The organism is Pseudogemmobacter lacusdianii (genome assembly GCF_030848395.1).
Taxonomy (GTDB): Bacteria; Pseudomonadota; Alphaproteobacteria; order Rhodobacterales; family Rhodobacteraceae; genus Pseudogemmobacter; species Pseudogemmobacter lacusdianii.
Genome location: NZ_JAVDBT010000007.1, coordinates 19,002 through 42,520, shown reverse-complemented (window position 1 = coordinate 42,520; position 23,519 = coordinate 19,002). Strand labels below are relative to the sequence as shown.

At 62.7% G+C, this 23,519-nt stretch carries 30 protein-coding genes; 19 read left to right on the top strand and 11 right to left on the bottom strand.

Features of this window, described 5'->3' with window-relative positions; all coding sequences use genetic code 11:
* Nucleotides 1–154: 154 nt before the first annotated feature.
* Nucleotides 155–508, top strand: coding sequence for a hypothetical protein (locus Q9295_RS08665; protein ID WP_306680143.1), 354 nt, complete (start codon nucleotides 155–157; stop codon nucleotides 506–508).
* A 43-nt stretch (nucleotides 509–551) separates the two neighbouring features.
* Here Q9295_RS08665 and Q9295_RS08660 read toward each other — a convergent pair whose 3' ends face one another.
* Together Q9295_RS08660 and Q9295_RS08655 are read right to left on the bottom strand one after the other, a co-directional pair.
* On the bottom strand, nucleotides 552–1,088 hold the full coding sequence (locus Q9295_RS08660; RefSeq protein WP_306680142.1) for a L,D-transpeptidase family protein: 537 nt from the start codon (nucleotides 1,086–1,088) through the stop codon (nucleotides 552–554).
* Nucleotides 1,089–1,169: 81 nt separating this feature from the next.
* Nucleotides 1,170–2,339 carry a MalY/PatB family protein gene (locus Q9295_RS08655; protein WP_306680141.1) on the bottom strand — a complete coding sequence of 390 codons (1,170 nt, stop codon included), beginning with the start codon at nucleotides 2,337–2,339 and terminating at the stop codon, nucleotides 1,170–1,172.
* Between the two features lie 124 nt (nucleotides 2,340–2,463).
* Here Q9295_RS08655 and def (Q9295_RS08650) point away from each other — a divergent pair, with 124 nt between their 5' ends.
* Nucleotides 2,464–3,027, top strand: coding sequence for a peptide deformylase (gene def / locus Q9295_RS08650; RefSeq protein WP_306680140.1), 564 nt, complete (start codon nucleotides 2,464–2,466; stop codon nucleotides 3,025–3,027).
* A gap of 6 nt (nucleotides 3,028–3,033) precedes the next feature.
* On the opposite strand, the gene Q9295_RS08645 is transcribed toward def (Q9295_RS08650), so the two are convergent.
* Nucleotides 3,034–3,447, bottom strand: coding sequence for a phospholipase D-like domain-containing protein (locus Q9295_RS08645; RefSeq protein ID WP_306680139.1), 414 nt, complete (start codon nucleotides 3,445–3,447; stop codon nucleotides 3,034–3,036).
* An 80-nt stretch (nucleotides 3,448–3,527) separates the two neighbouring features.
* Between Q9295_RS08645 and def (Q9295_RS08640) the strand changes: the two genes are divergently transcribed.
* Genes def (Q9295_RS08640) through fmt form a run of 3 tightly spaced genes read left to right on the top strand, consistent with a single transcriptional unit; the run spans nucleotide 3,528 to nucleotide 5,458 of the window.
* Nucleotides 3,528–4,040: a peptide deformylase gene (def, locus tag Q9295_RS08640; RefSeq protein ID WP_306680138.1), complete on the top strand. Its 513-nt coding sequence runs from the start codon at nucleotides 3,528–3,530 to the stop codon at nucleotides 4,038–4,040.
* Complete coding sequence (def, locus tag Q9295_RS08635; protein WP_306680137.1) at nucleotides 4,040–4,540, top strand: peptide deformylase; 501 nt, start codon at nucleotides 4,040–4,042, stop codon at nucleotides 4,538–4,540. Before def (Q9295_RS08640) ends, def (Q9295_RS08635) begins: the two co-directional genes overlap by 1 nt.
* Nucleotides 4,541–4,564: 24 nt before the next feature.
* Nucleotides 4,565–5,458: a methionyl-tRNA formyltransferase gene (fmt, locus tag Q9295_RS08630; protein WP_306680136.1), complete on the top strand. Its 894-nt coding sequence runs from the start codon at nucleotides 4,565–4,567 to the stop codon at nucleotides 5,456–5,458.
* A gap of 4 nt (nucleotides 5,459–5,462) precedes the next feature.
* Here fmt and Q9295_RS08625 read toward each other — a convergent pair whose 3' ends face one another.
* The 6 genes from Q9295_RS08625 to Q9295_RS08600 all read right to left on the bottom strand — a co-directional run bounded on the left by Q9295_RS08625 (nucleotide 5,463) and on the right by Q9295_RS08600 (nucleotide 9,230).
* Entirely contained in the window at nucleotides 5,463–6,113 is a 651-nt protein-coding gene (locus Q9295_RS08625) for a trimeric intracellular cation channel family protein (protein WP_306680135.1), read from the bottom strand.
* Nucleotides 6,110–6,574: a ribonuclease HI gene (gene rnhA, locus Q9295_RS08620; RefSeq protein ID WP_306680134.1), complete on the bottom strand. Its 465-nt coding sequence runs from the start codon at nucleotides 6,572–6,574 to the stop codon at nucleotides 6,110–6,112. Before rnhA ends, Q9295_RS08625 begins: the two co-directional genes overlap by 4 nt.
* Before the next feature lie 72 nt (nucleotides 6,575–6,646).
* Nucleotides 6,647–7,135 carry a hypothetical protein gene (locus tag Q9295_RS08615; protein WP_306680133.1) on the bottom strand — a complete coding sequence of 163 codons (489 nt, stop codon included), beginning with the start codon at nucleotides 7,133–7,135 and terminating at the stop codon, nucleotides 6,647–6,649.
* Nucleotides 7,135–8,094 carry a 4-hydroxy-3-methylbut-2-enyl diphosphate reductase gene (gene ispH / locus Q9295_RS08610; protein WP_306680132.1) on the bottom strand — a complete coding sequence of 320 codons (960 nt, stop codon included), beginning with the start codon at nucleotides 8,092–8,094 and terminating at the stop codon, nucleotides 7,135–7,137. Before ispH ends, Q9295_RS08615 begins: the two co-directional genes overlap by 1 nt.
* Nucleotides 8,095–8,164: 70 nt before the next feature.
* Nucleotides 8,165–8,587 carry a YqaA family protein gene (locus tag Q9295_RS08605; RefSeq protein ID WP_306680131.1) on the bottom strand — a complete coding sequence of 141 codons (423 nt, stop codon included), beginning with the start codon at nucleotides 8,585–8,587 and terminating at the stop codon, nucleotides 8,165–8,167.
* Between the two features lie 70 nt (nucleotides 8,588–8,657).
* Complete coding sequence (locus Q9295_RS08600) at nucleotides 8,658–9,230, bottom strand: LabA-like NYN domain-containing protein (protein ID WP_306680130.1); 573 nt, start codon at nucleotides 9,228–9,230, stop codon at nucleotides 8,658–8,660.
* Nucleotides 9,231–9,380: 150 nt separating this feature from the next.
* Between Q9295_RS08600 and folK the strand changes: the two genes are divergently transcribed.
* The 13 genes from folK (at nucleotide 9,381) to Q9295_RS08535 (ending at nucleotide 20,230) form a co-directional block, all read left to right on the top strand.
* A complete protein-coding gene (folK, locus tag Q9295_RS08595; protein WP_306680129.1) occupies nucleotides 9,381–9,950 on the top strand; it encodes a 2-amino-4-hydroxy-6-hydroxymethyldihydropteridine diphosphokinase in 570 nt (189 codons plus the stop codon).
* 130 nt (nucleotides 9,951–10,080) lie between these two features.
* The gene (gene rpoZ, locus Q9295_RS08590) at nucleotides 10,081–10,434 is read left to right on the top strand and encodes a DNA-directed RNA polymerase subunit omega (RefSeq protein ID WP_306680128.1); all 354 of its coding nucleotides are present in this window, start codon (nucleotides 10,081–10,083) and stop codon (nucleotides 10,432–10,434) included.
* Between the two features lie 41 nt (nucleotides 10,435–10,475).
* Nucleotides 10,476–12,593, top strand: coding sequence for a RelA/SpoT family protein (locus tag Q9295_RS08585; protein WP_306680127.1), 2,118 nt, complete (start codon nucleotides 10,476–10,478; stop codon nucleotides 12,591–12,593).
* Nucleotides 12,594–12,625: 32 nt separating this feature from the next.
* Entirely contained in the window at nucleotides 12,626–13,372 is a 747-nt protein-coding gene (locus Q9295_RS08580) for a DUF2062 domain-containing protein (RefSeq protein WP_306680126.1), read from the top strand.
* 54 nt (nucleotides 13,373–13,426) lie between these two features.
* Nucleotides 13,427–14,194, top strand: coding sequence for a pyridoxine 5'-phosphate synthase (locus Q9295_RS08575; RefSeq protein ID WP_306680302.1), 768 nt, complete (start codon nucleotides 13,427–13,429; stop codon nucleotides 14,192–14,194).
* On the top strand, nucleotides 14,191–14,634 hold the full coding sequence (gene acpS / locus Q9295_RS08570) for a holo-ACP synthase (RefSeq protein WP_306680125.1): 444 nt from the start codon (nucleotides 14,191–14,193) through the stop codon (nucleotides 14,632–14,634). The genes Q9295_RS08575 and acpS overlap by 4 nt, the downstream gene beginning before the upstream one ends.
* A gap of 51 nt (nucleotides 14,635–14,685) precedes the next feature.
* The gene (lepB, locus tag Q9295_RS08565) at nucleotides 14,686–15,474 is read left to right on the top strand and encodes a signal peptidase I (RefSeq protein ID WP_306680124.1); all 789 of its coding nucleotides are present in this window, start codon (nucleotides 14,686–14,688) and stop codon (nucleotides 15,472–15,474) included.
* On the top strand, nucleotides 15,474–16,166 hold the full coding sequence (gene rnc / locus Q9295_RS08560; RefSeq protein WP_306680123.1) for a ribonuclease III: 693 nt from the start codon (nucleotides 15,474–15,476) through the stop codon (nucleotides 16,164–16,166). The genes lepB and rnc overlap by 1 nt, the downstream gene beginning before the upstream one ends.
* A 155-nt stretch (nucleotides 16,167–16,321) precedes the next feature.
* A complete protein-coding gene (gene era / locus Q9295_RS08555) occupies nucleotides 16,322–17,239 on the top strand; it encodes a GTPase Era (protein WP_306680122.1) in 918 nt (305 codons plus the stop codon).
* 4 nt (nucleotides 17,240–17,243) lie between these two features.
* Nucleotides 17,244–17,582, top strand: coding sequence for a DUF1491 family protein (locus Q9295_RS08550; RefSeq protein WP_306680121.1), 339 nt, complete (start codon nucleotides 17,244–17,246; stop codon nucleotides 17,580–17,582).
* A 110-nt stretch (nucleotides 17,583–17,692) separates the two neighbouring features.
* On the top strand, nucleotides 17,693–18,043 hold the full coding sequence (locus tag Q9295_RS08545) for a hypothetical protein (protein WP_306680120.1): 351 nt from the start codon (nucleotides 17,693–17,695) through the stop codon (nucleotides 18,041–18,043).
* A gap of 143 nt (nucleotides 18,044–18,186) precedes the next feature.
* On the top strand, nucleotides 18,187–18,912 hold the full coding sequence (gene recO / locus Q9295_RS08540) for a DNA repair protein RecO (protein WP_306680119.1): 726 nt from the start codon (nucleotides 18,187–18,189) through the stop codon (nucleotides 18,910–18,912).
* Nucleotides 18,913–18,982: 70 nt separating this feature from the next.
* Nucleotides 18,983–20,230, top strand: a complete 1,248-nt coding sequence (locus Q9295_RS08535; protein ID WP_306680118.1) for an MFS transporter — start codon at nucleotides 18,983–18,985, stop codon at nucleotides 20,228–20,230.
* 38 nt (nucleotides 20,231–20,268) lie between these two features.
* Here Q9295_RS08535 and Q9295_RS08530 read toward each other — a convergent pair whose 3' ends face one another.
* Entirely contained in the window at nucleotides 20,269–21,933 is a 1,665-nt protein-coding gene (locus Q9295_RS08530) for an acyl-CoA dehydrogenase family protein (RefSeq protein WP_306680117.1), read from the bottom strand.
* 143 nt (nucleotides 21,934–22,076) lie between these two features.
* Nucleotides 22,077–22,649: a DUF3859 domain-containing protein gene (locus tag Q9295_RS08525; RefSeq protein ID WP_306680116.1), complete on the bottom strand. Its 573-nt coding sequence runs from the start codon at nucleotides 22,647–22,649 to the stop codon at nucleotides 22,077–22,079.
* A gap of 60 nt (nucleotides 22,650–22,709) precedes the next feature.
* On the opposite strand from Q9295_RS08525, the gene Q9295_RS08520 reads away from it, so the two are divergent.
* Nucleotides 22,710–23,477, top strand: coding sequence for a sulfite exporter TauE/SafE family protein (locus Q9295_RS08520; RefSeq protein ID WP_306680115.1), 768 nt, complete (start codon nucleotides 22,710–22,712; stop codon nucleotides 23,475–23,477).
* Nucleotides 23,478–23,519: the final 42 nt, after the last annotated feature.

Here is a 23,519-nt window from a genome sequence, read left to right as displayed (position 1 = left end):
GCGCCATCTGCGTATCGCGGCACAGAAGCCCCCGGCCTTTGATGCGGCAAAACGGTCACTCTGGCTTCACATTCCTGAAACTTCTCAGAGGCATAAGGAACGGGCCTTGATTTTGGCACGTTTTGTCGAAGGATGGGGTCAGGAGGGAGAGGTCATGCTTGAGTTTCTGCCGATTGAGGTGCGCGAGGGGCTGGATGCGGCCCGCAAGCGCGAGCAACGCAAACGCTCGCGACTGCATGTGCAGCTGGGCGACGCGGTCTTTCCTGTGCTGCGGCTTTGGCAAAATGGCTTTGCCTTGGATGGCGGCCTTGCGCCCGGCAAGCTGCGCGGGCTGGTCGATGTTTACGACGGGCCGCGCCATGTGCTGCAATGCCTGATCATCGCCTCGACCGCCGAGAATGGCGAATTGATCTGCGATTTCAAGCGCGCAACACCGGTGAGCAGCACGGCTCCGGTGGATTTTTGGCGCGGCGAGAGCCCGCCTGCGGGGTATCTGACGAAATCCTGAAAAGGGTTTTCATTCCAGTATTGATGCGACCGCAAATCCGCCTTTAGGGGCGGATTTCGACTTTGGTGCCGATGGGGATATGATCCCAAATCTCGCGCATCTGGGCATTGGTGATCGCGATACAGCCGGCGGTCCAATCGCCGGGGACGGTGAAGGGCTCTCGCACGGCATTGGGTTGGCCGTGGATCATAATGTCGCCGCCGGGGGAGTAGCCACCTTTGCGGGCGCGGGCGATGTCATCCTTTTGCGGGTAGTCGAGGCCCAAAGAGAGGTGGAAGGCTGAGCGGTCGTTGCGGCGGTTGATGGTGAACAGCCCCTCGGGCGTGCGGCCATCGCCTTCGCGGGTTTTGTCACCTTCGGGGGCAAAGCCAAGCGCCATTGGCCAGACCCGCACGGCGATACCGTCTTGGTAAAGCGTGATGCGGCGGGCGGATTTCTCGACCAAGATCCGCTCGATCGGGCCGGTGAGCGGGGCCTCGATCAGATCTGGTGGGCGGCTGGCCTGCAAGTAGAGCAGGGCCGCAGCCGCCAGCAGGGCCAGAAGGCAAAGTGCGGAGAAAAGGCGGGCGAGGTGGCGCATGGGAATGTGCTAGCCAATCGCGCGCGGGGCCGGAAGTCCGGTCCCGCAGAAGTGATAGGGGGCAGCGCTGAGGTCGCGGATTTATTGCAGATCGGCGAAGACGCGTTGCAGGCGGCTGACGGCCTCGACGATATGGGCGCGGGGCGCAGCGATGTTGAAACGCAGGAATTGCTCGCCCCCCGAGCCAAAGGCGCTGCCATGGTTGGTGGCGATCTTGGCCTCTTTCTCGACCCTTGCGATGAATTCTGCAGGCGTCATGCCGGTGCCGGAGAAATCGACCCAAGCGAGATAGGTCGCCTCCAACGGCATGGATTTCAGCCCCGGGATGGCCGCGATGCCTTCGTCGAAGATCCGGCGGTTCTCGGTGAGGTAGTCCATCAGCGCATCAAGCCAAGCCGCGCCCTCGGGGCTATAGGCGGCAGTGACCATATGCAGGCCAAAGGAGTTGGCCGAGATGCCAAGAGCATTCATCCGATCGGCAAAGCGTTTGCGCAAGGCGGGGTCGGCGATGATCACATTGCCGGTATGCGAGCCTGCGATGTTAAAGGTCTTGGTGGCGGCGGTCATCATCACCAGCCGGTCCTCGATCCCGTCGATCTTGGCCATGACATGGTGCTTTTGGCCCGCGAACAGCAGGTCATGGTGGATCTCATCCGAGACAAGGATGAGGTCATGGCGGCGGCAGAAGTCAGCCACGGCTTGCAATTCGTCCAGCGTCCAGACGCGACCGCCGGGATTGTGCGGCGAGCAGAGGATCAGCATCTTTTCGCGCCCGGTCATCTGGGCGTCCCAAGCGGCGAAATCCATCTCATAGCGGCCATCGCGCAGGGCGAGCGGGCATTCCACCACCTGACGCCCGGCGGCGGCGATGGTGCGGGCGAAGGCGTGGTAAACCGGGGTCATCAGCACCACGCCGTCTCCGGGCACGGTGAAGGCATCGATGCAAAGGCCGGTGCCATTCACAAGGCCATGCGTTGAGAAGATGTGGCTGGGGTCCACCGTCCAGCCGTGGCGGTTTTCCATCCACCAGCAAATTGCCGCGAGATATTTCGATTCGTCACCGAAATAGCCGTAGATGCCATGCGCGGTCATCTTCTCCAGCGCTTCTTGCACGGCAGGCGGGGGCGCGAATTCCATATCGGCGACCCACATGGCCAGCCCCTCTTGCGGCGCGAGGCCGTAAAGGGTCTCCATCATATCCCATTTGACGCAATGGGATCCGAAGCGGTTCACGGCGGTATCAAAGCTCATCTGGTGGGGTATTCCGGGTGGTTGTTCCTGATGTGCAGTCATAATTGGAATAAAGTACTATTTCAATTGTGATGCTTGGTAATTTGTTCTGCTATTGCTGCTGAGGTTGGAATTTTGACCCAAGATGCGCCTCCTCTTGCGCCTTGGCGGGTCGATCCCTTACATCCAGCCTATGATCCGCCCCATCCTGATCCATCCTGATCCCCGTCTCAAGAAGGCTTGCGAGCCTGTTGTCGAAATCACCCCAGAGATCAGCGCGCTGGCCGCTGATATGCTGGAAACCATGTATGATGCGCCCGGTATTGGTCTGGCGGCGCCTCAGGTTGGGGTGACGAAGCAGGTTCTGGTGATGGATTGCGCCAAGGAAACGGCACCGGAGCCGATGGTCTTGATCAACCCCGAGATCACTTGGGCCTCGGAAGATCTCTCGGCTTATGAAGAGGGCTGTCTTTCGATCCCGCAGCAATATGCCGAGGTGCAGCGCCCGTCGATGGTGAAGGTGCGCTGGATGGATCTTGATGGCGTCACGCAAGAGAAGACCTTTGAGGGGCTTTGGGCCACCTGCGTGCAGCATGAGATGGACCACCTGAACGGCAAGCTTTTCATTGATTATCTGGGGCCGTTGAAGCGGCAGATGATCACGCGGAAGATGGAAAAGCTGAAGCGCGAGCGGGCGCGGTTGGGCTGAGCGCGATCAGCCGATCGGATCGGCGCTGCCGCCCATTTTGCGCAGGCGTTTGATCAAGGGGGCGATCTTGGCGCCTTCGCTGTCGCAGGTGCCGGCTTGATCCAATGCGGCGAAAGCGGGGCTGTAGTAATTGTCGTTGAAGCTGCGGTTGTCGATGTTCAGCGCGGCGGCCACCCGGTCGGCGGTGCCGGTGATCAGCGCCCATTCATCATCGCTGAGCGCATGGCCGGGGCAGTTCGTCGAGGTGATATTGGCCATAACCAAGGCATGCAGAAACTCGGGGCTGGCGGCGGCGGCGATCTGGGCGGCGTCGGGCAGTTGCGCGGTTGCGCCGCGATCGGCGAAGGCGGGCAGCGACAGACTTGTCAGGCAGAGCGACAGGCCAAGAGCACGGGCAAAAACATGGCGGGAAGAGCACATAGAGGACCTCGGGCCGGCGCTGGCGTGACTTCGGCGCAAGATAGCGGTAATCGGCCCTGAATGCACGAAAGGAATTTCGCATGGTGCTGCCGATCCTGACCTATCCCGATGCGCGGCTTGGCACGGTTTGTGCGCCTGCGGTGCTGGATGATGCTTTGCGGGATCTGGCGGCGGCGATGCTGGAGACGATGTATGCCGCACCGGGGCGCGGTTTGGCGGCACCTCAGGTCGGGGCGATGCTGCGGCTTTTCGTGATGGATGTGACGTGGAAAGAGGGCGCGCGCGCGCCCGTCGTCATGGTGAACCCGGAGGTTCTGTGGCGCTCGGACGAGCAGGCTGAGGGGCCGGAAGGGTGTCTGTCGATTCCCGGTCCGACGACGATGATCACGCGCGCGCAATCGGTGCGGATGCGCTGGGTGGATCTGGACGGTGCCGTGCAGGAAGAGACCTTGACCGGCATGGCGGCGATCTGTGCGCAGCATGAATATGACCATTTGGATGGGGTTTTGACCTTGGATCATCTGGACGAGGCGGCGCGGGCTTTGGCTTTGTCAGAGCTGGAATTGCCAAAGAACAATGTGGAGATTTCGTAATGACTGCCCGAACCTGTCTGCGCTGGCCGCAGCAAATCTTGCGCCAGCCTGCGGCGGATGTGAGCGAGATCACCGATGAGATCCGCGCGATCTGGGCCGATATGGTCGATACGATGGAGGCGATGCCGGGTTACGGCCTTGCCGCGGTGCAGATTGGTGTGCCGTTGCGGCTGGCGGTGGTCGATTGCTCGGAAAAGCGCGGCCAAGCGGTGCTGATGGCGAACCCGGAGGTTCTGCATGCCAGCGTGAAGTTGCGCGAGCATGAAGAAGCCTCGCCCAATCTGCCGGGCACTTCGGCGGTGATTGCGCGGCCGCGTGCGGTGACGGTGCGGTTCATGAATGCCGAAGGGGCTGTGGAAGAGCGGGATTTCGTGGATCTTTGGGCCACGAGTGTGCAGCACCAGATCGACCATCTGGCGGGCAAGATGTATTTCGACCGGCTGAGCCGGTTGAAGCGCGAGATGTTCTTGAAGCGGGCGAAGAAGGAAGGGCTGCTGTAAGGCGGCCCGGCGGGGAGTGATGCGATGCGTGTGATCTTCATGGGGACGCCCGAGTTTTCGGTGCCGGTCTTGCAGGCTTTGGCGGCAGAGCATGAGGTGGTCTGCGCCTATTCCCAGCCGCCTCGTCCGGCAGGGCGTGGCAAGGCGGATCGCAAATCCCCAGTGCAAGTGGCGGCGGAGGCTTTGGGCCTGCCGGTGCGCCATCCGGTCTCGGTGAAGACGCCCGAGGCTTTGGCGGAATTTGCCGCTTTGCAGGCGGATGTGGCGGTGGTGGTGGCTTACGGGCTGATCTTGCCACAGGCTGTGCTCGATGCGCCTCGGTTGGGGTGTCTCAACATCCACGCGAGCCTGTTGCCGCGTTGGCGCGGGGCCGCGCCGATCCATCGCGCGATCATGGCGGGCGATGCCGAGACCGGCGTTTGCATCATGCAGATGGAGGCAGGGCTCGACACCGGGCCGGTGCTGCTGCGTGAGGCTTTGGCGATTGGTGCGGAAGAGACCACGGCGCAGTTGCATGATCGGCTCTCGGCTATGGGGGCGGAGCTGATCGTGAAGGCCTTGGGCGCGCTGCCTTTGCCGGCAGAGGCACAGCCAGAAGAAGGCGTGACCTACGCCGCCAAGATCGACAAATCCGAGGCGCGGGTGCGGTTCGACCGGCCAGCGGCTGAGGTGGATCGGTTGATCCGAGGGCTGTCGCCTTTCCCCGGCGCTTGGATCGATGTGGCGGGCGAGCGGGTGAAACTGTTGCGCTCGCGGCTGGCGGCGGGAGAGGGCGCGCCGGGGCAGGTGCTGGCGGGCTTTACCATCGCTTGCGCGGAAGGGGCCGTGGAAGTGCTGGAGGCGCAGCGTGAGGGCAAGCGACCGATGCCCGCGTCGGATGTGCTGCGCGGGCTGAGCCTGCCAGAGATCTTGAGCTAAACGCTCACGGCCCGCGCTTGGGGTTTTCCGGGCGCGGCGGGGCGGCTTTGTAGATGGGTAGGCTCCAGCCAAATGCCATGCTGCCGGCGCGCAAGATCAGCGTGACGGCGGCGCAGATTGCCAAAGCGGACAGTCCTTCGATCCCGGCGCAAGTGGCCAAGACAAAGGCGGCAGCCCCGGCAAAGGCGCAGGTGACGTAAAGCTCACCCTGTTTCAGCACCAAGGGCACCTCATTGCAGACCACATCGCGCAAGAGCCCGCCCAAGCAGCCGGTGATCGTGCCCATCACAAGGATGACCGGCCAGCTCTGGTCCATGCCTGCGGCGGCGGCGACCCCGGCGGGGACGGCCACGGCAAGCGCGAAAGCGTCAATCCAAAGGAGCGCGCGGTAGCGGCTTTCAAGCCGGTGCGCGGTGAGGAAAACGGTCACTGCGGCGGTCGCGGCCACGGCAAGGTTGATCGGGTCGGCGACCCAAAAGACCGTGCGATCCATGATCACATCGCGCGTCGTGCCGCCGCCCACGGCGGTGAGGCAGGCGATGAAGATGAAGCCCACGATGTCAAGCTGGCTGCGCGAGGCGACCAAAGCGCCGGTCACGGCGAAAACCGCCACTGCCGCATAGTCCAAGATATGCAGCAGGGTTTCGGGCGTCATGGGGTGGGGGCTTTCTTGAAAGGCGCCATGCCGGCGCGGGCCAAAGCATCGGCGCGCTCGTTTTCAACATGGCCCGCATGGCCTTTGATCCAGCGCCATTCGACATGGTGGCCCGCTTGCGCGGCATCGAGGCGCTGCCACAGCTCGGCGTTTTTGACCGGCTTTTTGTCGGCGGTTTTCCAGCCGTTGCGCTTCCAGCCATGGATCCATGAGGTGACGCCGTTTTTCACATAGGCGCTGTCGGTGACGACCGTGATGACCGATGACCGGGTGAGGCTTTCCAGCGCCGAGATCGCGGCCAAAAGCTCCATCCGGTTGTTGGTGGTGTCCGGCTCGCCGCCTTTGAGCTCGCGTTCCTTGATGACCTTGCCGTCTTCACGGGCGATCAGCAAAGCGCCCCAGCCTCCGGGGCCGGGATTGCCGGAGCAAGCTCCATCGGTATAGGCGAAAAGGTCGGGCATGGGCATCCTTGCGGTCAGGCTGATCGGATAGGCCGGGGCGCGCGGTGGTGCAAGGGGAAGCTCGGGTCAGGCTTAGTCGCGGGTGAGCTTGGCGGCGAGATCGGCGGGGATCGCGGCTTTGATGGCGTTGAGCACCGCTTGGACGCGGGGGGCGTCGGCGGCGGCGGGTTGGGCGGGCAGCGTGATTGCGGTGCCGTCCAGAAGGATGCGCGCGGTGGTGGCGGGGCCGCCGATCACCGGGGTCTCACTTTCACGCGCGGGGGATTTCAGCAGGTTCGCGGCAAGGATCGCGTCGCGTAAAGCGGTCAGGCTTTCGGGCGTGGCTTGGCCCTTGGCACTTTCGCAGGCCGCGCCTTCGGTCTCGTAACCTTCGCAGGTTTTCAGAGTGACAAGGCCTTCGGTCGTGATGGTGACTGCGTTGCTCCACGCATATTGCGGGGGCAGGGGGCCGGAGGAGAGGTGCAGCTCAACCTGCAATTCGGGGCTTTTGGCCGCAGCGGGCATGGCCACGGCAGAGCCGAAGGCGAGCGACAATCCAATCATGCGGCGGCGGCTGAGCATCAGGCAGTTTCCTGTCGTAAAATGCGGGGGACTTTGAATTCGATGTTCTCGACCGCGGTTTCAACCATTTCCAGTGTCAGGTTGTAGCGGGCGCGGAAGGCGTCGATCACTTCGTTGACCAGCACTTCGGGGGCCGAGGCACCGGCGGTGATGCCGATGGCATGGGCGCCCTCCAAGGCGCGCCAGTCGATGTCGGTGGCGCGTTGCACCAGCATGGAATAGCCGCAGCCCGCGGCCGAGCCGACCTCGACCAAGCGTTTGGAGTTGGAGCTGTTGGGCGCGCCGATCACCAGCAAAGCGGCGATCTTCGGGGCCATGGCTTTCACGGCCGCTTGGCGGTTGGTGGTGGCGTAGCAGATGTCATCATGCGCGGGCAGGATGATCGCGGGGAAGCGGGCCTTGAGCGCGGCCGAGATCGCGGCGGTGTCATCGACGGAAAGCGTGGTCTGGGTGATCAGCGCCAGCTTTTGCGGATCGCGGACCTGCAGGGTCTCCACGTCCTCCAACGTCTCCACCAGCAGCACTTCGCCGGGGGGGAGCTGGCCCATGGTGCCGACGGTTTCGGGGTGGCCTTCATGGCCGATGTAGATCAGCTGAGTGCCGGCCTCGGAATAGCGGGCGGCTTCGTTATGCACCTTGGTGACAAGCGGGCAGGTCGCATCCACGGCGATCATCTGGCGGCTGCCCGCCTCGGCCGGGACGGATTTCGGCACGCCATGGGCCGAAAAGACCACGGGGCGATCGTCGGGGCATTCGGAGAGTTCTTCGACGAAGACGGCCCCTTTGGCGCGCAGCTCATCCACCACATAGCGGTTGTGAACGATCTCATGGCGGACATAGACCGGCGCGCCCCATTTCTCGAGCGCCATCTCGACGATCTTGATCGCCCGATCAACCCCCGCGCAGAAGCCACGCGGGGCGGCAAGGTAAAGGGTGAGGGGCGGGAGGGGCGTGGTCATGGCGGGAAGCGGTCCTTGCGGCTTAGGGCTCAGAGGTAGGGCGAAAAGCCCGGCGCGTCCAGAGCGGGGACTAGAAGAGCGTGGCGACGGCACCGGCCAACACGGCGTAACGGGCGGTTTTGGCAAGGGCCGTCAATGCGAGGAATTTCCACAAGGGCACCCGCATCAGCCCGGCCAGAGCGACCAAAGCATCGCCGCCGGGCGCCCATGAGAGCAGCAGCGTCCAAAGCCCCCAACGCTGCCACCAGCCTTGCGCCTTGGCCAAGGCGTCGGGCGGCAGGGGGAACCATTTATGATGCCGGAAATGCTCGGCGTAGCGGCCCAAGGCGTAGGTCACGCCAGAGCCCAGCGTATTGCCGATCGAGGCGATGACGACCAGCGTGAGGGGATCCCAGCCCCCCGTCAGCATCGCCAGAAACACCGGCTCGGAGGGCAGGGGCAGGGGCGTGGCGGCAAGGAAGGCCGCAAGGAAAAGGCCGGCGAGTGCTGTCACTGCCGGCCCTTAACCTTTGGAGATGCGGTTTGGCCCGGAGCGACAGGCCAAGCCCGCATCATAACGCTGCTCACTTCGGCAGTTCCACCTCGTCTTCGCCCATTGGGCGAATGTCGCGGGGCGGGCGGCCGATCACGTCACGCAGCTCATCAAGCTCGATGAAGTTATCGGCTTGGCGGCGCAATTCGTCAGCGATCATTGGCGGTTGCGAGCGGATGGTCGAGACCACCGAGACGCGCACGCCTTGGCGTTGCAGGCTTTCGATCAACGGGCGGAAGTCGCCGTCGCCCGAGAAGATCACCACGTGATCGACGCGGCTGGCCAGCTCCATCGCATCGACCGTCAGCTCGATGTCCATGTTGCCTTTGACCTTCCGGCGGCCTTGGCTGTCGGTGTATTCTTTGGCTGGCTTCGTGCGCATGGTGAAGCCGTTGTAGTGCAGCCAGTCGACCAAGGGACGGATCGGGGAGTATTCTTCGTTCTCAAGCAAAGCCGTATAGTAGAAGGCGCGCAACATCCGGCCGCGCCGCATGAATTCCATGCGCAGCAGCTTATAGTCGATGTCGAACCCAAGGGCCTTTGCGGCGGCGTAGAGATTGGAACCGTCGATGAACAGCGCGAGCCGTTCGTCTTTGTAAAACATCGTAACTTTCCCCTTGACTAAACTGCTCCAACAAACGGATTTCCGTGAGCGCAAAATTATGATTACTAGAAACCCGCCGGGGAACGTGCCGTGATACCCCTGTGAAAAAGGAACGGCAAGACAACTCTAAGTCAGGTTGGGCCCCTCGGCATGTTCTCAGATCAAGTGTTGATCGCGCTCGGCGCAAATCTGCCTTTCGATGGAGTGAATCCGGCAGATACGATTGCACTATGCCTAAGAGCTTTGGAAGCGAATAATCTACCTGTGGTTGCATTTGGTGGATTGTGGCAGACGCCGTGCTTTCCCGCAGGTGCCGGGCCTGATTATATAAACGCCGCGGCGGTGCTGCAGCCTGTGGGCTATAATGACCTGACCGAGGTTTTGGCGGCTCTGCATGCGGTTGAGGCGCAGTTCGGCCGCGAGCGGGTGTCGCGCTGGGCGGGGCGGACGCTGGATATCGACCTTTTGGCGGCAGGTGATTCGGTTTTGCCGGACGCGAAAGGGCATCAGCGCTGGCGTGAGCTCCCGCTTGAGGCACAAAAACGTGAGGTGCCAGACGAGCTGATCTTGCCGCATCCGCGCTTGCAAGATCGCGCTTTCGTGCTGGTCCCCTTGGCTGAAGTGGCCCCCGATTGGGTGCATCCGACCTTGGGGCTGAGTGTGGCGCAGATGTTGGCCGCTTTGCCGCAGGAAGAGCGTGATGCGGTGGTGCCGCTTTAACGCGGCGGAAACCTCTGGCTTTGCGCAGGCCTGCCGCCAAGCCTCGCCGCTGCTGCGGCCATATCGCGCTTGTCAATCCCGCGCTGAAGGCTTAGATAGACGCTTCCCCGCCCAGGTACAGAGGTGACCCATGGCCCGCGTGACGGTCGAAGATTGCGTTGACAAAGTTCCGAACCGCTTCGAGCTGGTTCTGCTTTCGTCCCATCGTGCGCGTGAGATCCAATCCGGGTCTCCGATCACCGTTGAGCGCGACAACGACAAAAACCCCGTTGTTGCTCTGCGTGAGATCGCTGACGAAACTCAGCTGGCCGATGTGCTGCGCGAGCGGATGATCGAATCCTATCAGACCCAGATCGAGGTCGATGAGCCGGAAGAAGATCAGATGGCTTTGTTGATGACCGGCGAGATCGATCGTCCGGTGGTTGACGATATGTCGGAAGAAAAGCTCCTCCGCGCGCTGATGGAAGCTCAGGGCGAGAACTGAGGCAGCAAAGGCGGGTGTGTTAGCCTGCGGGTAGGGTAGCGATGATCGACGTTGAAGACCTCATCGCCCTTGTCCGCAATTACAACCCGCGCTGTAACGCCGATCTGATCCGCCGGGCCTATGCCTATGGCATGAAGATGCATGAAGGGCAGTTCCGCAAAAGCGGGGAGCCCTATTTCAGCCATCCGGTCGCTGTCGCTGCCATTTTGACCGAGCAGCGGCTGGATGATGCCACGATCGTCACAGCGCTTTTGCATGACACGATCGAAGACACCCGTTCCACCTATAGCGAGATCAACGAGCTGTTCGGCTCGGATGTGGCTGAACTGGTCGACGGTGTTACCAAGCTGACCAATTTGCAGCTGTCGAGTGCGGGCAGCCAGCAGGCCGAGAATTTCCGCAAGCTCTTCATGGCGATGTCCAAGGATCTGCGGGTGATCTTGGTGAAGCTGGGCGACCGGCTGCACAATATGCGCACCATCCGCAGCATGAAGGTGGAAAAGCAGGCCCAAAAGGCCCGCGAGACGATGGAGATCTTTGCACCTCTGGCGGGCCGGATGGGTATGCAGTGGATGCGCGAAGAGCTTGAGGATCTCTCGTTCAAGGTTCTGAACCCCGAGGCGCGCAACTCGATCCTGCGGCGCTACCTGACCTTGCAGCGCGAATCCGGCGATGTGGTGCATAAGATCACCGGCGATATCCGGCATGAGCTGGAGCGCGCCTCGATCGAGGCGGATGTCTATGGTCGCGCCAAAAAGCCCTATTCGATCTGGCGCAAGATGCAGGAGAAGGATCTGGCCTTCTCGCGTCTGTCGGACATTTACGGGTTCCGGGTGATCTGCGGCTCGGTTGCGGATTGCTACCGGATTTTGGGCGTGATCCACCAACGCTGGCGCGCGGTGCCGGGGCGGTTCAAGGATTACATCAGCCAGCCGAAGTCGAACGGCTATCGTTCGATCCACACCACGGTCTCGGGCCGGGATGGCAAACGGGTCGAGGTGCAGATCCGCACCCGTGAGATGCATGAGGTGGCCGAGGCCGGGGTCGCGGCGCATTGGTCTTACCGGGAAGGCGTGCGTTCGAAGAACCCGTTCTCGGTCGATCCGGCGAAGTGGATTGCCAATCTGACCGAGCGGCTGGACGAGGAAGATCACGAGGAATTCCTCGAGAACGTCAAGCTCGAGATGTATTCCGATCAGGTGTTCTGCTTCTCGCCCAAGGGCGATGTGATCCAGCTGCCGCGCGGCGCGACGCCTTTGGATTTCGCCTATGCGATCCATACGCGGATCGGCAACTCGACCGTTTCGGCCAAGATCGACGGCATCCGGGTGCCGTTGTGGACCCGGCTGAAGAACGGCCAATCGGTTGAGATCATCACGGCGGAAGGCCAGCGCCCGCAGGCGAGCTGGATCGATGTGGTGGCGACGGGCCGGGCGAAAGCGGCGATCCGGCGGTCTTTGCGCGCGGAAGATCGCGGGCGCTTTGTGAAGCTGGGCCATGAGCTGGCGCGGGCGGCCTTTGACCATGTTGGCAAGAAATCCTCGGACAAGGCGTTGCGCACTGCGGCCAAGATGATGGGTCTGGCCGATGAGGAAGACCTGTTGGCGCGCCTTGGCTCGGCCGAGGTGGCGGCGCGCAAAGTGGTGGAGCTGCTTTATCCTGAGCTGTCGATGGCGCAGGCCGAAGAGGTGGACGTGCAGCGCCCGGTGGTGGGCTTGGCCCCTGACCAGTCGCTGAAGCGCGCGCCTTGCTGCCAGCCTTTGCCGGGTGAGCGGATCGTCGGCATCACCTATCGCGGCAAGGGCGTGGTGGCCCATGCGATCGACTGCCCCGGCTTGGCGGAATTTGAGAGCCAGACCGAGCGCTGGGTCGATCTGCATTGGAAGAGCGGGCGACATGCCGCCGTCCACTCGGTCACCTGTGATATAACAATTTCAAATGACGCTGGCGTGTTGGGCCGGATTTGCACATTGATTGGCGAGCAGAAGGCCAATATCTCGGACCTGAGGTTCACAGATCGCAAACCGGATTTTTACCGGCTTATCGTTGACGTGGACCTGCGCGATGTTGAACATCTGCACAAAGTCATGACCGCGCTTGAAGCCGAGACGGATGTGGCGCAGATCAGTCGTCATCGCGATCTGTCGCGCAAGCCCTGACATCAAGGCTTGTCGGGGAAGGCCAGACCATCTTGGTCTGGAGAGGAAGGAAGCTGGGTTTGGTTTTTAAGCGAAGGGATCCGTTGGCTTGGGGCCCGTGGCTGCGCGAGCAAGTCTATCCTAAGTCGGGGATCAAGCGGGCGACTCGCTATGTGATCCATCGGATGCGCCGTTTGCCTGACCAGCCGCATCGCGTGGCGCGTGGCGTCTTTGCGGGGTCGTTGATCGGGTTTCTGCCGTTGCCGGGGCTGCAGTTCGTCGCGGCTTGGCTGGCGGCGCGGGTGGTGAACGGCAACCTTCTGGCCGCGCTTTTGGCCACCTTCAACACCAACCCTTTGACCACGCCCTTCTTCGCCGTGCTGGCGATGACCCTTGGCCATTGGATCATGGGGATCGAGGCACCGCTGACGGCTGAATATATCGGCCGGGCCTTTGCCGATGCTGGCTCGGACCTTTGGTATAACTTCATGGCGCTCTTTGGCCCCGAGAAGGCCAGCTGGACCGGGCTGATAAAGTTCTGGCACGAGATTTATGTGCCCTATTTCATTGGCGCTTTGGGGCCGGGGATCCTGATTTCGGCGATTGGCTATTACATCACCATCCCGTTGGTCTCGGCCTATCAAAAGGCGCGCGCCGCCAAGGCCAGCGAGCGGCATGAGCGCCGCAGCCGGTTGAAAGAGGCGGTGGCCAAGGCCGCGCATCGGTTGACGCATAAGGCTGATGGCAGCGATCAGCTCTCAGACCGAACAGGGGATGACGATTCGCACCCTGCGCCGTAAGTTGCGGCGCGGTTTGGTGAGGACCGGCGAATATCTAAGGTGAGACGGATGAACATGGCGGGTGCAGCAGCGGCGAGACGGCTTCGGTTGGGGATCAACATCGACCATGTGGCCACGGTGCGAAACGCTCGAGGCTCGGCTTGGCCCGATCCTTTGCGCGCGGCTTTGCTGGCCGAGGCGGCGGGGGCTGACGGTATCACCGCGCATCTGCGTGAAGATCGCCGTCACATCCGTGATGCCGATATGGATGCGCTGGCCGCTGGGATCGGCATTCCGTTGAACTTTGAATGCGCCGCCACCGATGAGATGCAGGCGATCCTTTTGCGGCTGAAGCCGCATGCCGCCTGTCTGGTCCCGGAGCGGCGCGAAGAGCGCACCACCGAGGGCGGTTTGGATGTCGCGGGCGATGAGGCACGGCTGAAGGCCTATATCGCGCCGTTGCGCGATATAGGCACGCGGGTTTCCATGTTCATTGGCCATAGCCCTGAGCAAATCCAAGCCTCGGCCCGGATTGGCGCGGCGGTGGTGGAGTTGCACACCGGGCATTACTCGGACCTGCATGCCGAGGGCCGCTTGGCCGAGGCTGAGGTCGAGCTTGACGCTTTGCGCAAAGGTGCGACTTTGGCGCATAGTCTGGGCCTTGAGGTGCATGCTGGCCATGGGTTGACCTATGCCAATGTCACCGAGATCGCCGCCATCCCCGAACTGGTTGAGCTGAACATCGGCCATTTCCTGATCGGCGAGGCGATCTTCTTGGGTCTTGGCCCGGCGATCGAAGAGATGCGCCGCCGGATGGATGACGCGCGGGGCCTGCTCTCTTGATCCTCGGCATCGGCTCTGATCTGGCCAATATTGAGCGGATCGCAGCCACGCTCGAGCGGTTTGGCGACCGCTTCCGCAACCGTGTCTTCACCGAGCATGAGCAAGCCAAGGCCAACTCCCGCCGGGAAGTGGCGGCGACTTATGCCAAGCGTTGGGCGGCAAAAGAGGCTTGCTCTAAGGCGCTTGGCACCGGGCTGCGGATGGGGATTTCCTGGAAAGACATGGCCGTCACCAATCTGCGCACCGGCCAGCCGGTGATGTATGTCACGGGTTGGGCGGCTGAGCGTTTGGCCCAGATGACCCCTGCGGGCCATGAGGCGGTGATCCATGTGACGCTGACCGATGACCACCCTTGGGCGCAGGCCTTTGTGGTGATCGAGGCGCGACCGATTGCACCATCGCAAAGCGTGGCCCCGACGGCGCAAAGCGCCGCGACTTGACACCTTTCCACCGCCGCGCAAGAAGCGACCAGCAGATGAATGAGGCAGCAGATGGCTAAGGCGAAATCCGAAGAGGGCATTATGGAGCTGGTGAAAACCGTGTTCTGGGCCCTGATCATCGCAGGCGTCTTCCGCACCCTGTTCTTCCAGCCGTTCTGGATCCCCTCCTCTTCGATGAAGGAGACGCTTCTGGTCGGCGACTTCCTGATGGTCAATAAAATGGCCTATGGATATTCGAAATATTCCTGCCCCTTCTCGATGTGCCCGATCACCGGGCGGATCTTCGGCTCGGATCCTGAGCGCGGCGATGTTGCGGTCTTCCGCCATCCGCTGAAGGGCGATGATCTCATCAAGCGGGTGATCGGCCTGCCGGGCGATACGGTTCAGGTCAAAAGCGGCGTGCTTTATCTGAACGGTGAGATGGTGCCGCAAGAGCCGGCTGGCATCTTTGAAGAGGTGATGGAGCCGCAAGGCCCGATGGGCTACCGCCCGAAATGTGAAAACGGCATCGTGGGGGATGGCGGCATCTGCCAAAAGTCGCGCTTCATCGAGACGCTGCCGGGCGGTCGCCAGCACACCGTGCTGAACATCGTCAACGCTGCGGGCATGCCCGACAACACCGGCGTCTATACCGTACCCGAGGGCCATTACTTCGTGATGGGCGACAACCGCGACGATTCCGCCGACAGCCGCTATTCGCGCAACACCGGCGATGTCGGCTTTGTTCCGGCGGAAAACTTGATTGGTCGGGCGGACCGGATCATCTTCTCCTCGGCTGGGAAGCGGATCCTTTACTTCTGGACCTGGCGCTCGGACCGGTTCTTCGTTCCGGTTCAGTGATGCGGCTTTCAGCAGATCTTTTGGCGTTCCAAACCCGCATCGGGCATGAGTTTCGCAAGCCTGACCTGTTGCTGCGGGCCGTGACCCATGCCTCGATCGGCTCGGCGACCCGGCCTGATAACCAAAGGCAAGAGTTCTTGGGGGATCGGGTTTTGGGCCTTGCGATGGCCGAGGCTTTGCTGGCTGCGGATCCTTCGGCCAATGAGGGCCAGCTGGCGCCGCGCTTTAACGCTTTGGTGCGCAAGGAAACCTGCGCCGAGGTGGCGCGGCAAGTGGGTCTTGGCGATGTCTTGAAGCTGGGCCGGTCTGAGATGCTGACCGGCGGGCGGCGCAAAGAGGCTTTGCTGGGCGATGCGATGGAGGCGGTGATTGCCGCTGTGCATCAAGATGCCGGGTTTGAGGTCGCGCGCGCCATGGTGCTGCGGCTTTGGGGCGACCGGGTGGGCCGGGTTGAGGCTGACGCACGCGATGCCAAAACCGCCTTGCAAGAATGGGCGCAAGCGCGCGCCATGCCGCCGCCGACCTACCGCGAGACCGGCCGCAAAGGCCCCGATCACCAACCGATCTTCACCGTGCAAGTGGTGCTGGCCAGCGGCGAGAACGCCGAAGCCAGTGCTGGCTCCAAACGCATCGCCGAGCAAACCGCCGCGCGCGATTTGCTGCAACGGCTGGAGGGCGGGGCGGGTTCCTGAGATCACGCTGACGGCACGGGGCGCACGGCTATCGCCACCTTCCGCAGCCCGCGCCGTGGCGTCTTTTGCGCAAGTGCTGCACGGGGGCGGATGCCAACTGGCATCTTCGCGGCAAAAGCCTTATGAGCAGGGGCTAAATTGACAAGGTTTGCCTCATGACCCCTGACACCCGCGCCGGTTTCGTCGCTTTGATCGGAGAGCCCAATGCGGGCAAGTCCACGCTGCTGAACCGGATGGTCGGCGCGAAGGTCTCGATCGTCACCCATAAGGTGCAGACGACGCGGGCGCGGATCCGTGGGGTCTGCATGTCGGGGCAAAGCCAGATCGTCTTTGTCGACACGCCCGGTATCTTCCGGCCGCGCCGCCGCTTGGACCGCTCGATGGTCAAGGCGGCTTGGGGCGGGGCGGCGGATGCCGATATCGTGGTCCTTCTGATCGAAGCGCATCGCGGCCTGACCGAAGGCGCTGAGGCGATCATCGAGCGGATCCGCGATGAGCTGCCGCAAGATAAGCCGGTGGCTTTGGCGATCAACAAGATCGACCGGGTGAAGGCCGAGGTTCTCTTGGCTTTGGCCGAGAAGATGAATGAGGCTTTCCCCTTCACCAAGACCTTCATGATTAGCGCTGAGCGCGGCCATGGGGTTGAGGATTTGAAGGAATGGCTGGCCGCGCAGCTGCCGGTGAACCCGTGGTATTATCCCGAAGATCAGTTGGCCGATCAGCCGATGCGGATGATCGCGGCCGAGATGACCCGCGAAAAGCTGACGCTGCGCTTGCATGAAGAGCTGCCCTATCAGCTGACCGTCGAGACCGAGAAATGGGAAGAGCGCCCGGATGGCTCGGTCCGGATCGATCAGGTCGTTTATGTGATGCGCGACGGCCATAAGGGCATTCTGCTCGGCAAGGGCGGCGAGACGATCAAGGCGATTGGCGCGGCAGCTCGGGTCGAGATCACCGAGTTCTTGGGCCGTCCGGTGCATCTCTTCTTGCAGGTCAAAGTGCGGCCAAACTGGCTGGATGAGGCCGAGCGCTATGACGAGATGGGCCTGAACTTCAAAGACGGCGACAGCTGAGCCGATGGCCGAGCCGCGCCTTGCCTCGGGACTTTGGGTCTCGGCCTATTTGGCGCGGCTGCGGCTGGCGGCGATCCCGGTCTATTTGGCGCGGCGCGGGGATGAGACCTCGGGCGCGGTGATGGTGAAGCTGGCGACGATGGACGGCCAAGCACGGGCCTATGTCCGGCGCTGGGATTTCGCGACGGATACGCGGCAATGGGCGGTGCTGGTTGAGGGCGAAGAGCGCGAGGTCGACGCACTTTTGGCGCGTGAGGCCGAGCGGGACCGTGATCTGTGGCTGATCGAGGTTGAGGATCGGCTGGGCCGGGTGTTGCTCGATGAGGAGGGGTTGAGCGGCTAGGCCGCTGGCCGCTCAAGGCCGAGCGTGGGGAACGGATTGGCGGCTGGGCCGTTGGATCTGGCCCCTGTGTTGATCCTTTTTGGGGCAGTGCCGAGATCGGAGCCCCGCCCATGTCCTTGCCCGCGCCTTTATCCCCTCTTCCAAGGTCTGCGGGCACCGTTGAAAAAGCGCGGCGGCGGCTTGACCGGCAATTCCAACTTTTCGCCCGCTGGGTGCCCCAGCTTGCGGGGCTGTTGCAGTTCTTACAGTCCAAACGCGCCCGGCTGATCCGCATCCCCTTGGCGCTTTTGTTCATCCTCTTCGGCTTTGTCGGCTTTTTGCCGATCGTGGGCTTTTGGATGCTGCCTTTGGGGCTGTTCCTTCTGGCACTGGATGTGCCGGCTTTGCAGCCCTTGGTCGCGGCGGGCTTTATCCGTGGTCGGCGCTGGTGGTCTTTGCAGCGGCGCAAATGGCGGCGGTAGCGGCTTGGGCTGCGGTGGAGCCTTTGGTGGGGAATTGATGCTCTGAAAGAGGGGCCATCATTGGCTTATAAAGCCGCAGGGGCTGCGGCGATTGCCTTGGCGTCGGAACTTTGGGAGAAACGCAAGGGCAGGGGGGGCGCGGCATGGAATGGCGGGACGAAGGGGCGGTGCTGTCGATGCGCCCGCATGGCGAAAGTGCCGCGATTATTGAGGTTTTTACCCGCGAACATGGGCGACATGCCGGGGTGGTGCGCGGTGGCACCTCGCGTCGGATGGCGCCGCATGTGCAGCCCGGCACGCAGGTCGCGGTCGTGTGGACCGCGCGGCTGGCCGAGCATATCGGCGCTTATACGCTGGAGCCGATCCGCAGCCGCGCGCATGTGCTGGGCGACCGTTTGGCCTTGGCGGGCCTGTCGTCGATCTGCGCGCTCTTGAGCCTTGCTCTGCCCGAGCGTGATCCGCATGAGGCTTTGTGGCAGCGCTCGACCGCGATGCTGGACCGGCTGGGTGCTGCGGGGTGGTTGCGCGACTATCTGGCTTGGGAGATGCAACTCTTGGAAGCGATGGGCTTTGGCCTTGATCTGAGCAGCTGTGCGGTGACCGGGGGGACGGGCGATTTGGTCTATGTCAGCCCCAAGACCGGCCGCGCGGTCAGCCGGGCGGGCGCGGGCGAATGGGCCGAACGGCTGTTGCCTTTGCCCGAAGGCATGGTGAGCGGTGCGGCGATGACTGCAGAGGCGATCCGGCAGGGGCTTAAGATCACCGGGCATTTTCTGGATCGCGCATTGAGTGGCGAAGCGATGCAGCATAGCCTGCCCGAGGCGCGGGGGCGGTTGATTGATCTTCTGAACCGCGACGCCGTGGCTTAGGGGCGACCTGCGATGTCGGTGGCGTGACAGCGCACCGCTCAGCCATGGGCGCTAATGCGGCATCATGGCCATGCGATACCTTCCCCTTGATCTAAAACATACGCCGACGCCGAAGATCGAACATCTGGCGCTGTTGGCAGGGCTTGAGGCGGCGGTGCGAGGCGTGATGGTCTCGGTCTGGCCGATCTATCTTTATCATATGCTTGGCTCGGCACAGGAGGTCTCGGTCGCCTATCTGATCGCGGGGATCATCTCATTGGTCACCGGGCTGATGGTGCCGTGGCTGACGGCTTTCGTGCCGCGGCGCTGGATGTACACCTTGGGCTGTTCGATGTTCCTTTTGGGGGCGGCCTTTGCGATGCTGGGCAGCACCACCGGGGCTTATCTGGCGATCGTGGTGACGACGATGGGGACGGCGACGAACTTCGTCTGCTTCAACGCCTATGTCTTGGACTATGTGGCGCGCGAGAATCTGGGGCGCAGCCAGTCGGTGCAGATGGCCTATGCGGCGGCACCTTGGGCTTTGGGGCCTTTCCTTGGGCCGGTGATCTATACCGCCTTTGGTGATGGGGTGTTTCTGGTCTCGGCCGGCTTTGCGGTGGCGCTTTTGGCGACCTTTTGGGTGCTGCGCTTGGGCAATGGCAAGCAGATTGCCAAGGCGCGCGGGCCTGCGATCAATCCTTTGGGCTTCCTGACCCGCTTTGTCACCCAGCCGCGGCTGATTGCGGGCTGGTTCTTTGCGGTGATGCGGTCTTGCGGCTGGTGGGTCTATTGCGTCTATCTGCCGATCTTCTGCATCGAGGCAGGTTTGGGCGATAAGGTTGGTAGCTCGGCGCTTGGGATCTCGAACACAGTGCTGTTCTTCTCGCCGATGATCAACCGTTGGGCGCGGCAGAAGGGGGTGCGGCGCTCGGTGCGGCTGGCCTTCTTGGCTTGCGGTGTGATGATGTTGGGCGGCGCGCTTTTTGCGGTTTTGCCTTGGGTGACGGTGGTTTTGCTCTTTGGCGCTTCGGTCTTCTTGGTCACTTTGGATGTGGTCGGGGGCCTTCCCTTCTTGATGAGCGTGAAGCCCTCGGAGCGCACTGAGATGTCGGCGGTCTATTCCAGCTTCCGCGATGTGTCGGGGATATTGACGCCAGGTGTGGCGTGGCTGGTGCTTTTGGTGCTGCCGCTGCCGGGGATTTTTGCGGCTTCGGGCTTGGGGCTCTTTGCCGCTTGGGCCGTGGCGGGGCGGCTGCATTCGCGGCTGGGCGCGGACCGGCCTTCGCATGGCGGGCAGACGGCGGAGGAGCGGGCCGCCCTTGATCGGGCGGCCTAAGAGCGATCAGTCGAGCAAGCGGTCAGTCGAGCAAGCGGTCAGTCGAGCAAGCGACGGGCGATAACCTGGGCTTGGATCTCGGCCGCACCTTCAAAGATGTTGAGGATCCGCGCGTCACAAAGGATCCGGCTGATCCGGTATTCCAGCGCAAAGCCATTGCCACCGTGGATTTGCAGCGCGTTATCCGCTGCCGCCCAAGCCACCCGCGCGCCCAAAAGCTTGGCCATGCCAGCCTCAAGATCGCAGCGCTTGTCATGGTCTTTCTGCCAAGCCGAGAAATAGGTCAGCTGGCGGGCGATCATGATTTCCACCGCCATCATCGCCAGTTTGCTGGCGATGCGGGGAAAGGCGATCAAGGATTTGCCGAATTGCTTGCGGTCGAGCGCATACTGCAAGCCGGTCTCCAGCGCCGCTTGCGCCACGCCGATCGCGCGCGCCCCGGTTTGGATGCGGGCGGATTCGAAGGTCTGCATCAGCTGTTTGAAGCCTTGACCGGGCACGCCGCCCAGAAGGTTCTCGGCCTTGACCTTGAAGCCGTCAAAGCCCAGCTCATATTCCTTCATGCCGCGATAGCCCAAGACTTCGATCTCGCCGCCGGTCATGCCGGGAGTGGGGAAGGGCTCGGCCTCGGTGCCGGGGGTTTTCTCGGCGAGGAACATCGACAGGCCCCGGTAGTCACTGGTCTCGGGATCGGTGCGGGCCAGCAGCGTCATCACATGGGTGCGGGCGGCATGGGTGATCCAGGTCTTGTTGCCGGTGATCTCCCAGCCGTCCTCGGTCTGCACCGCGCGGGTGCGCAAAGAGCCAAGGTCCGAGCCGGTGTTGGGTTCGGTGAAGACCGCGGTGGGCAGGATCTCGCCCGAGGCGAGCTTCGGCAGCCAATGCGCCTTTTGCGCCTCGGTCCCGCCGGCAAGGATCAGCTCGGCGGCGATTTCGGGTCGGGTGCCAAGGGAGCCGACGCCAATATAGCCGCGCGAGAGTTCTTCCGAGACCACAACCATCGAGGCTTTGGACAGGCCGAGCCCGCCGAATTCTTCGGGAATGGTGAGGCCAAAGACGCCCATTTCCGAGAGCTCTTCGATGATTTCCATCGGGATGAGCTGGTCTTTCAGATGCCAGTCATGCGCGAAGGGGATGACCTTTTCATCCGCATAGCGGCGGAATTGGTCGCGGATCATCTCGAGCTCGGCCTCAAGCCCGGTGGCGCCAAAGGTGGCGCGGGCTTGGTTGTCGCACATGAGGGCGACGAGCCGGGCGCGGGCGGCGGCGGAATTGCCCTTGGCAATCAGGGTCTTGGCGGCGGCATCGGGCTGCCAGTCCAGGCCGAGATCGCTGAGCCGCGCGACCTCCAGCTGCGACATCGGAATGCCGCCTTGGATCTGGGCGAGGTATTCGCCGAAGCCGATTTGCAGGATCAGCGCCTCGATCTCGCCAAAGCGGTCGTCGCTGTGCAGCCGGTCGGCCCAAGCGTTCAATTGTTGCAAAGCAAGGACATAAGTCGCAAGCCACGAGAGCGCATGGGCGGCGTATTGATCGGCCTCAAGCGCCTTGGCCGAGACCTTGCCGTTTTCGGTCACCCGGCCGCGCAGATCCTCTTTCGCCGCGGCAAGCAGGGTTTCAAGCTGCGGCAAAGCACCGGCGGTCAGCGCCCGCAGATCGGGCAAAAGGGGCGAGGCGGGCAGCGGCGAACCGTCATGCGGCATCAGAAAAACTCCGAGATTCTGCGTCTGCGAAGGGATACGGCCTTCGCAGGCGCAGCGCAATAAGATTTCGCCAGTAGGTTACGTTAGGATTTATTCTGTCGCTGCGGATTTCGCTCTGTCGGGCGGCAAGCTCCTTGCAGCGGTCAGGACATCAGATTGCAATCAGAGGTGACGCCGGGCAAAGCCTCGGGCGGGAGCACTTCAAATTCCACGCTATAGAGCTGTTGATCGCCGTCCCAAGCCTCCATCCGCCACAGGCCCATGATGATCTCTTCAGGGTAATCAAAGGCAAAGCCCCGCATCTGCGGGGTATCGGCGAGGGTCGAGTCATACCAGATCTCTGCCTTGGTGGCGCCGGGCTTCCAAGTCTCGATCCGCATGTCGAGGATGGGGCGATCCAACTCAACCACCACCCCGAAAGAGGTGCCGAGACGCCCGGGAATCTCTTGCTGGCGGTACACCATCACCGGCACGCCGGGGAGGGTGTCGATGAAGCCCAAAGAGGTCTCAGGCGCGGCTTGGGTGCCGATGGAGTCGGTCTGGCAATAGATGCCGTGATCGATCAGCCGTACGCCGGGGGCAAGCAGCGGCGGCGCGGGATCGGCCAGCGCTGGCAAAGGGATCGCGATGAAAGCCAAGGACAAAAGGCGCTGCAAAAGGGGATCCTCACCGAACCGATTGGGAGCGAGCAAAGCGCGGGCCGGGGGCAGGGTCAACCAGCGGGCTTTCACTTTTCGCGGCGCGCTGCCAGAAGGGAGGGGGCGGGAGGGATGCGCATGGACTTGGTGATGGCGGGGCTGGAGCCGCAGGCCTTCTGGGCGGCAATGGCGGTGACTTTGTTTGCCGGTTTTGTGAAAGGCGCGGTGGGCTTTGCGATGCCGCTGATCATGGTTTCGGCCTTCTCGGCGTTTCTGCCAGCCGAGGTGGCGCTGGCCGGGCTGATCTTGCCGACCTTGATCACCAACATGTCGCAGGCTTTCCGGCAGGGCCATGCGGCGGCCATTGGCTCTGCGCGGCAGTATTGGCGCTTTCTGGCCGGGACGGTGGCCTTCATCCTGCTCTCGGCGCAGCTCTTCGAGCATATCCCGCGGATGGCCTATCTCTTGCTCTTGGGCGTGCCGGTGACGGCCTTTGCCGCATTGCAACTCTCCGGCCTGCCTTTGGCTTTGCCTTTGCGCCACCGCAAAGGGGCCGAGTGGGGGCTCGGCGTGATTGGCGGGCTTTACGGCGGGGTGTCGGGGATCTGGGGACCGCCGCTCTTGGTTTATCTTCTGTCGATCGGGGCGCCCAAGGTCGAGGCGGTGCGGGTGCAAGGCGTGGTCTTCTTGATCGGCGCAGCAGCGCTTTTGATGGCCCATCTGGGCACCGGCATTGCCAGTCCCGAACGGTTGGCCTTCTCGGCAGCATTGGTGGTGCCGGCGATGCTGGGGATGCAGTTTGGCTACAAGATCCAAGACCGGCTGGATCAGGCTTTGTTCCGACGCTGGACCCAAGCGCTTTTGGTGCTGACCGGCCTGAACCTCGTCCGGCAGGCGCTCTTCTAAGGGCAAGGCTGGGGGCGCTTCGCCCCCCAGACCCCCCGAGGA

What these genes read in the sequence shown, in the direction of transcription:
- Q9295_RS08655 (WP_306680141.1), bottom strand. Translation starts at nt 2,339, where the DNA reads ATGAGCTTTGATACCGCCGTGAACCGCTTCGGATCCCATTGCGTCAAA.
- Q9295_RS08530 (WP_306680117.1), bottom strand. Translation starts at nt 21,933, where the DNA reads ATGCCGCATGACGGTTCGCCGCTGCCCGCCTCGCCCCTTTTGCCCGAT.
- Q9295_RS08600 (WP_306680130.1), bottom strand. Translation starts at nt 9,230, where the DNA reads ATGTTTTACAAAGACGAACGGCTCGCGCTGTTCATCGACGGTTCCAAT.
- Q9295_RS08520 (WP_306680115.1), top strand. Translation starts at nt 22,710, where the DNA reads ATGGACTTGGTGATGGCGGGGCTGGAGCCGCAGGCCTTCTGGGCGGCA.
- def (WP_306680138.1), top strand. Translation starts at nt 3,528, where the DNA reads ATGGTGCTGCCGATCCTGACCTATCCCGATGCGCGGCTTGGCACGGTT.
- Q9295_RS08665 (WP_306680143.1), top strand. Translation starts at nt 155, where the DNA reads ATGCTTGAGTTTCTGCCGATTGAGGTGCGCGAGGGGCTGGATGCGGCC.
- Q9295_RS08585 (WP_306680127.1), top strand. Translation starts at nt 10,476, where the DNA reads ATGATCGACGTTGAAGACCTCATCGCCCTTGTCCGCAATTACAACCCG.
- Q9295_RS08645 (WP_306680139.1), bottom strand. Translation starts at nt 3,447, where the DNA reads ATGTGCTCTTCCCGCCATGTTTTTGCCCGTGCTCTTGGCCTGTCGCTC.
- def (WP_306680137.1), top strand. Translation starts at nt 4,040, where the DNA reads ATGACTGCCCGAACCTGTCTGCGCTGGCCGCAGCAAATCTTGCGCCAG.
- Q9295_RS08535 (WP_306680118.1), top strand. Translation starts at nt 18,983, where the DNA reads ATGCGATACCTTCCCCTTGATCTAAAACATACGCCGACGCCGAAGATC.
- recO (WP_306680119.1), top strand. Translation starts at nt 18,187, where the DNA reads ATGGAATGGCGGGACGAAGGGGCGGTGCTGTCGATGCGCCCGCATGGC.
- Q9295_RS08615 (WP_306680133.1), bottom strand. Translation starts at nt 7,135, where the DNA reads ATGCTCAGCCGCCGCCGCATGATTGGATTGTCGCTCGCCTTCGGCTCT.
- Q9295_RS08545 (WP_306680120.1), top strand. Translation starts at nt 17,693, where the DNA reads ATGTCCTTGCCCGCGCCTTTATCCCCTCTTCCAAGGTCTGCGGGCACC.
- rnc (WP_306680123.1), top strand. Translation starts at nt 15,474, where the DNA reads ATGCGGCTTTCAGCAGATCTTTTGGCGTTCCAAACCCGCATCGGGCAT.
- rpoZ (WP_306680128.1), top strand. Translation starts at nt 10,081, where the DNA reads ATGGCCCGCGTGACGGTCGAAGATTGCGTTGACAAAGTTCCGAACCGC.
- def (WP_306680140.1), top strand. Translation starts at nt 2,464, where the DNA reads ATGCGCCTCCTCTTGCGCCTTGGCGGGTCGATCCCTTACATCCAGCCT.
- ispH (WP_306680132.1), bottom strand. Translation starts at nt 8,094, where the DNA reads ATGACCACGCCCCTCCCGCCCCTCACCCTTTACCTTGCCGCCCCGCGT.
- Q9295_RS08550 (WP_306680121.1), top strand. Translation starts at nt 17,244, where the DNA reads ATGGCCGAGCCGCGCCTTGCCTCGGGACTTTGGGTCTCGGCCTATTTG.
- folK (WP_306680129.1), top strand. Translation starts at nt 9,381, where the DNA reads ATGTTCTCAGATCAAGTGTTGATCGCGCTCGGCGCAAATCTGCCTTTC.
- Q9295_RS08575 (WP_306680302.1), top strand. Translation starts at nt 13,427, where the DNA reads ATGGCGGGTGCAGCAGCGGCGAGACGGCTTCGGTTGGGGATCAACATC.
- rnhA (WP_306680134.1), bottom strand. Translation starts at nt 6,574, where the DNA reads ATGCCCGACCTTTTCGCCTATACCGATGGAGCTTGCTCCGGCAATCCC.
- lepB (WP_306680124.1), top strand. Translation starts at nt 14,686, where the DNA reads ATGGCTAAGGCGAAATCCGAAGAGGGCATTATGGAGCTGGTGAAAACC.
- fmt (WP_306680136.1), top strand. Translation starts at nt 4,565, where the DNA reads ATGCGTGTGATCTTCATGGGGACGCCCGAGTTTTCGGTGCCGGTCTTG.
- Q9295_RS08660 (WP_306680142.1), bottom strand. Translation starts at nt 1,088, where the DNA reads ATGCGCCACCTCGCCCGCCTTTTCTCCGCACTTTGCCTTCTGGCCCTG.
- era (WP_306680122.1), top strand. Translation starts at nt 16,322, where the DNA reads ATGACCCCTGACACCCGCGCCGGTTTCGTCGCTTTGATCGGAGAGCCC.
- Q9295_RS08625 (WP_306680135.1), bottom strand. Translation starts at nt 6,113, where the DNA reads ATGACGCCCGAAACCCTGCTGCATATCTTGGACTATGCGGCAGTGGCG.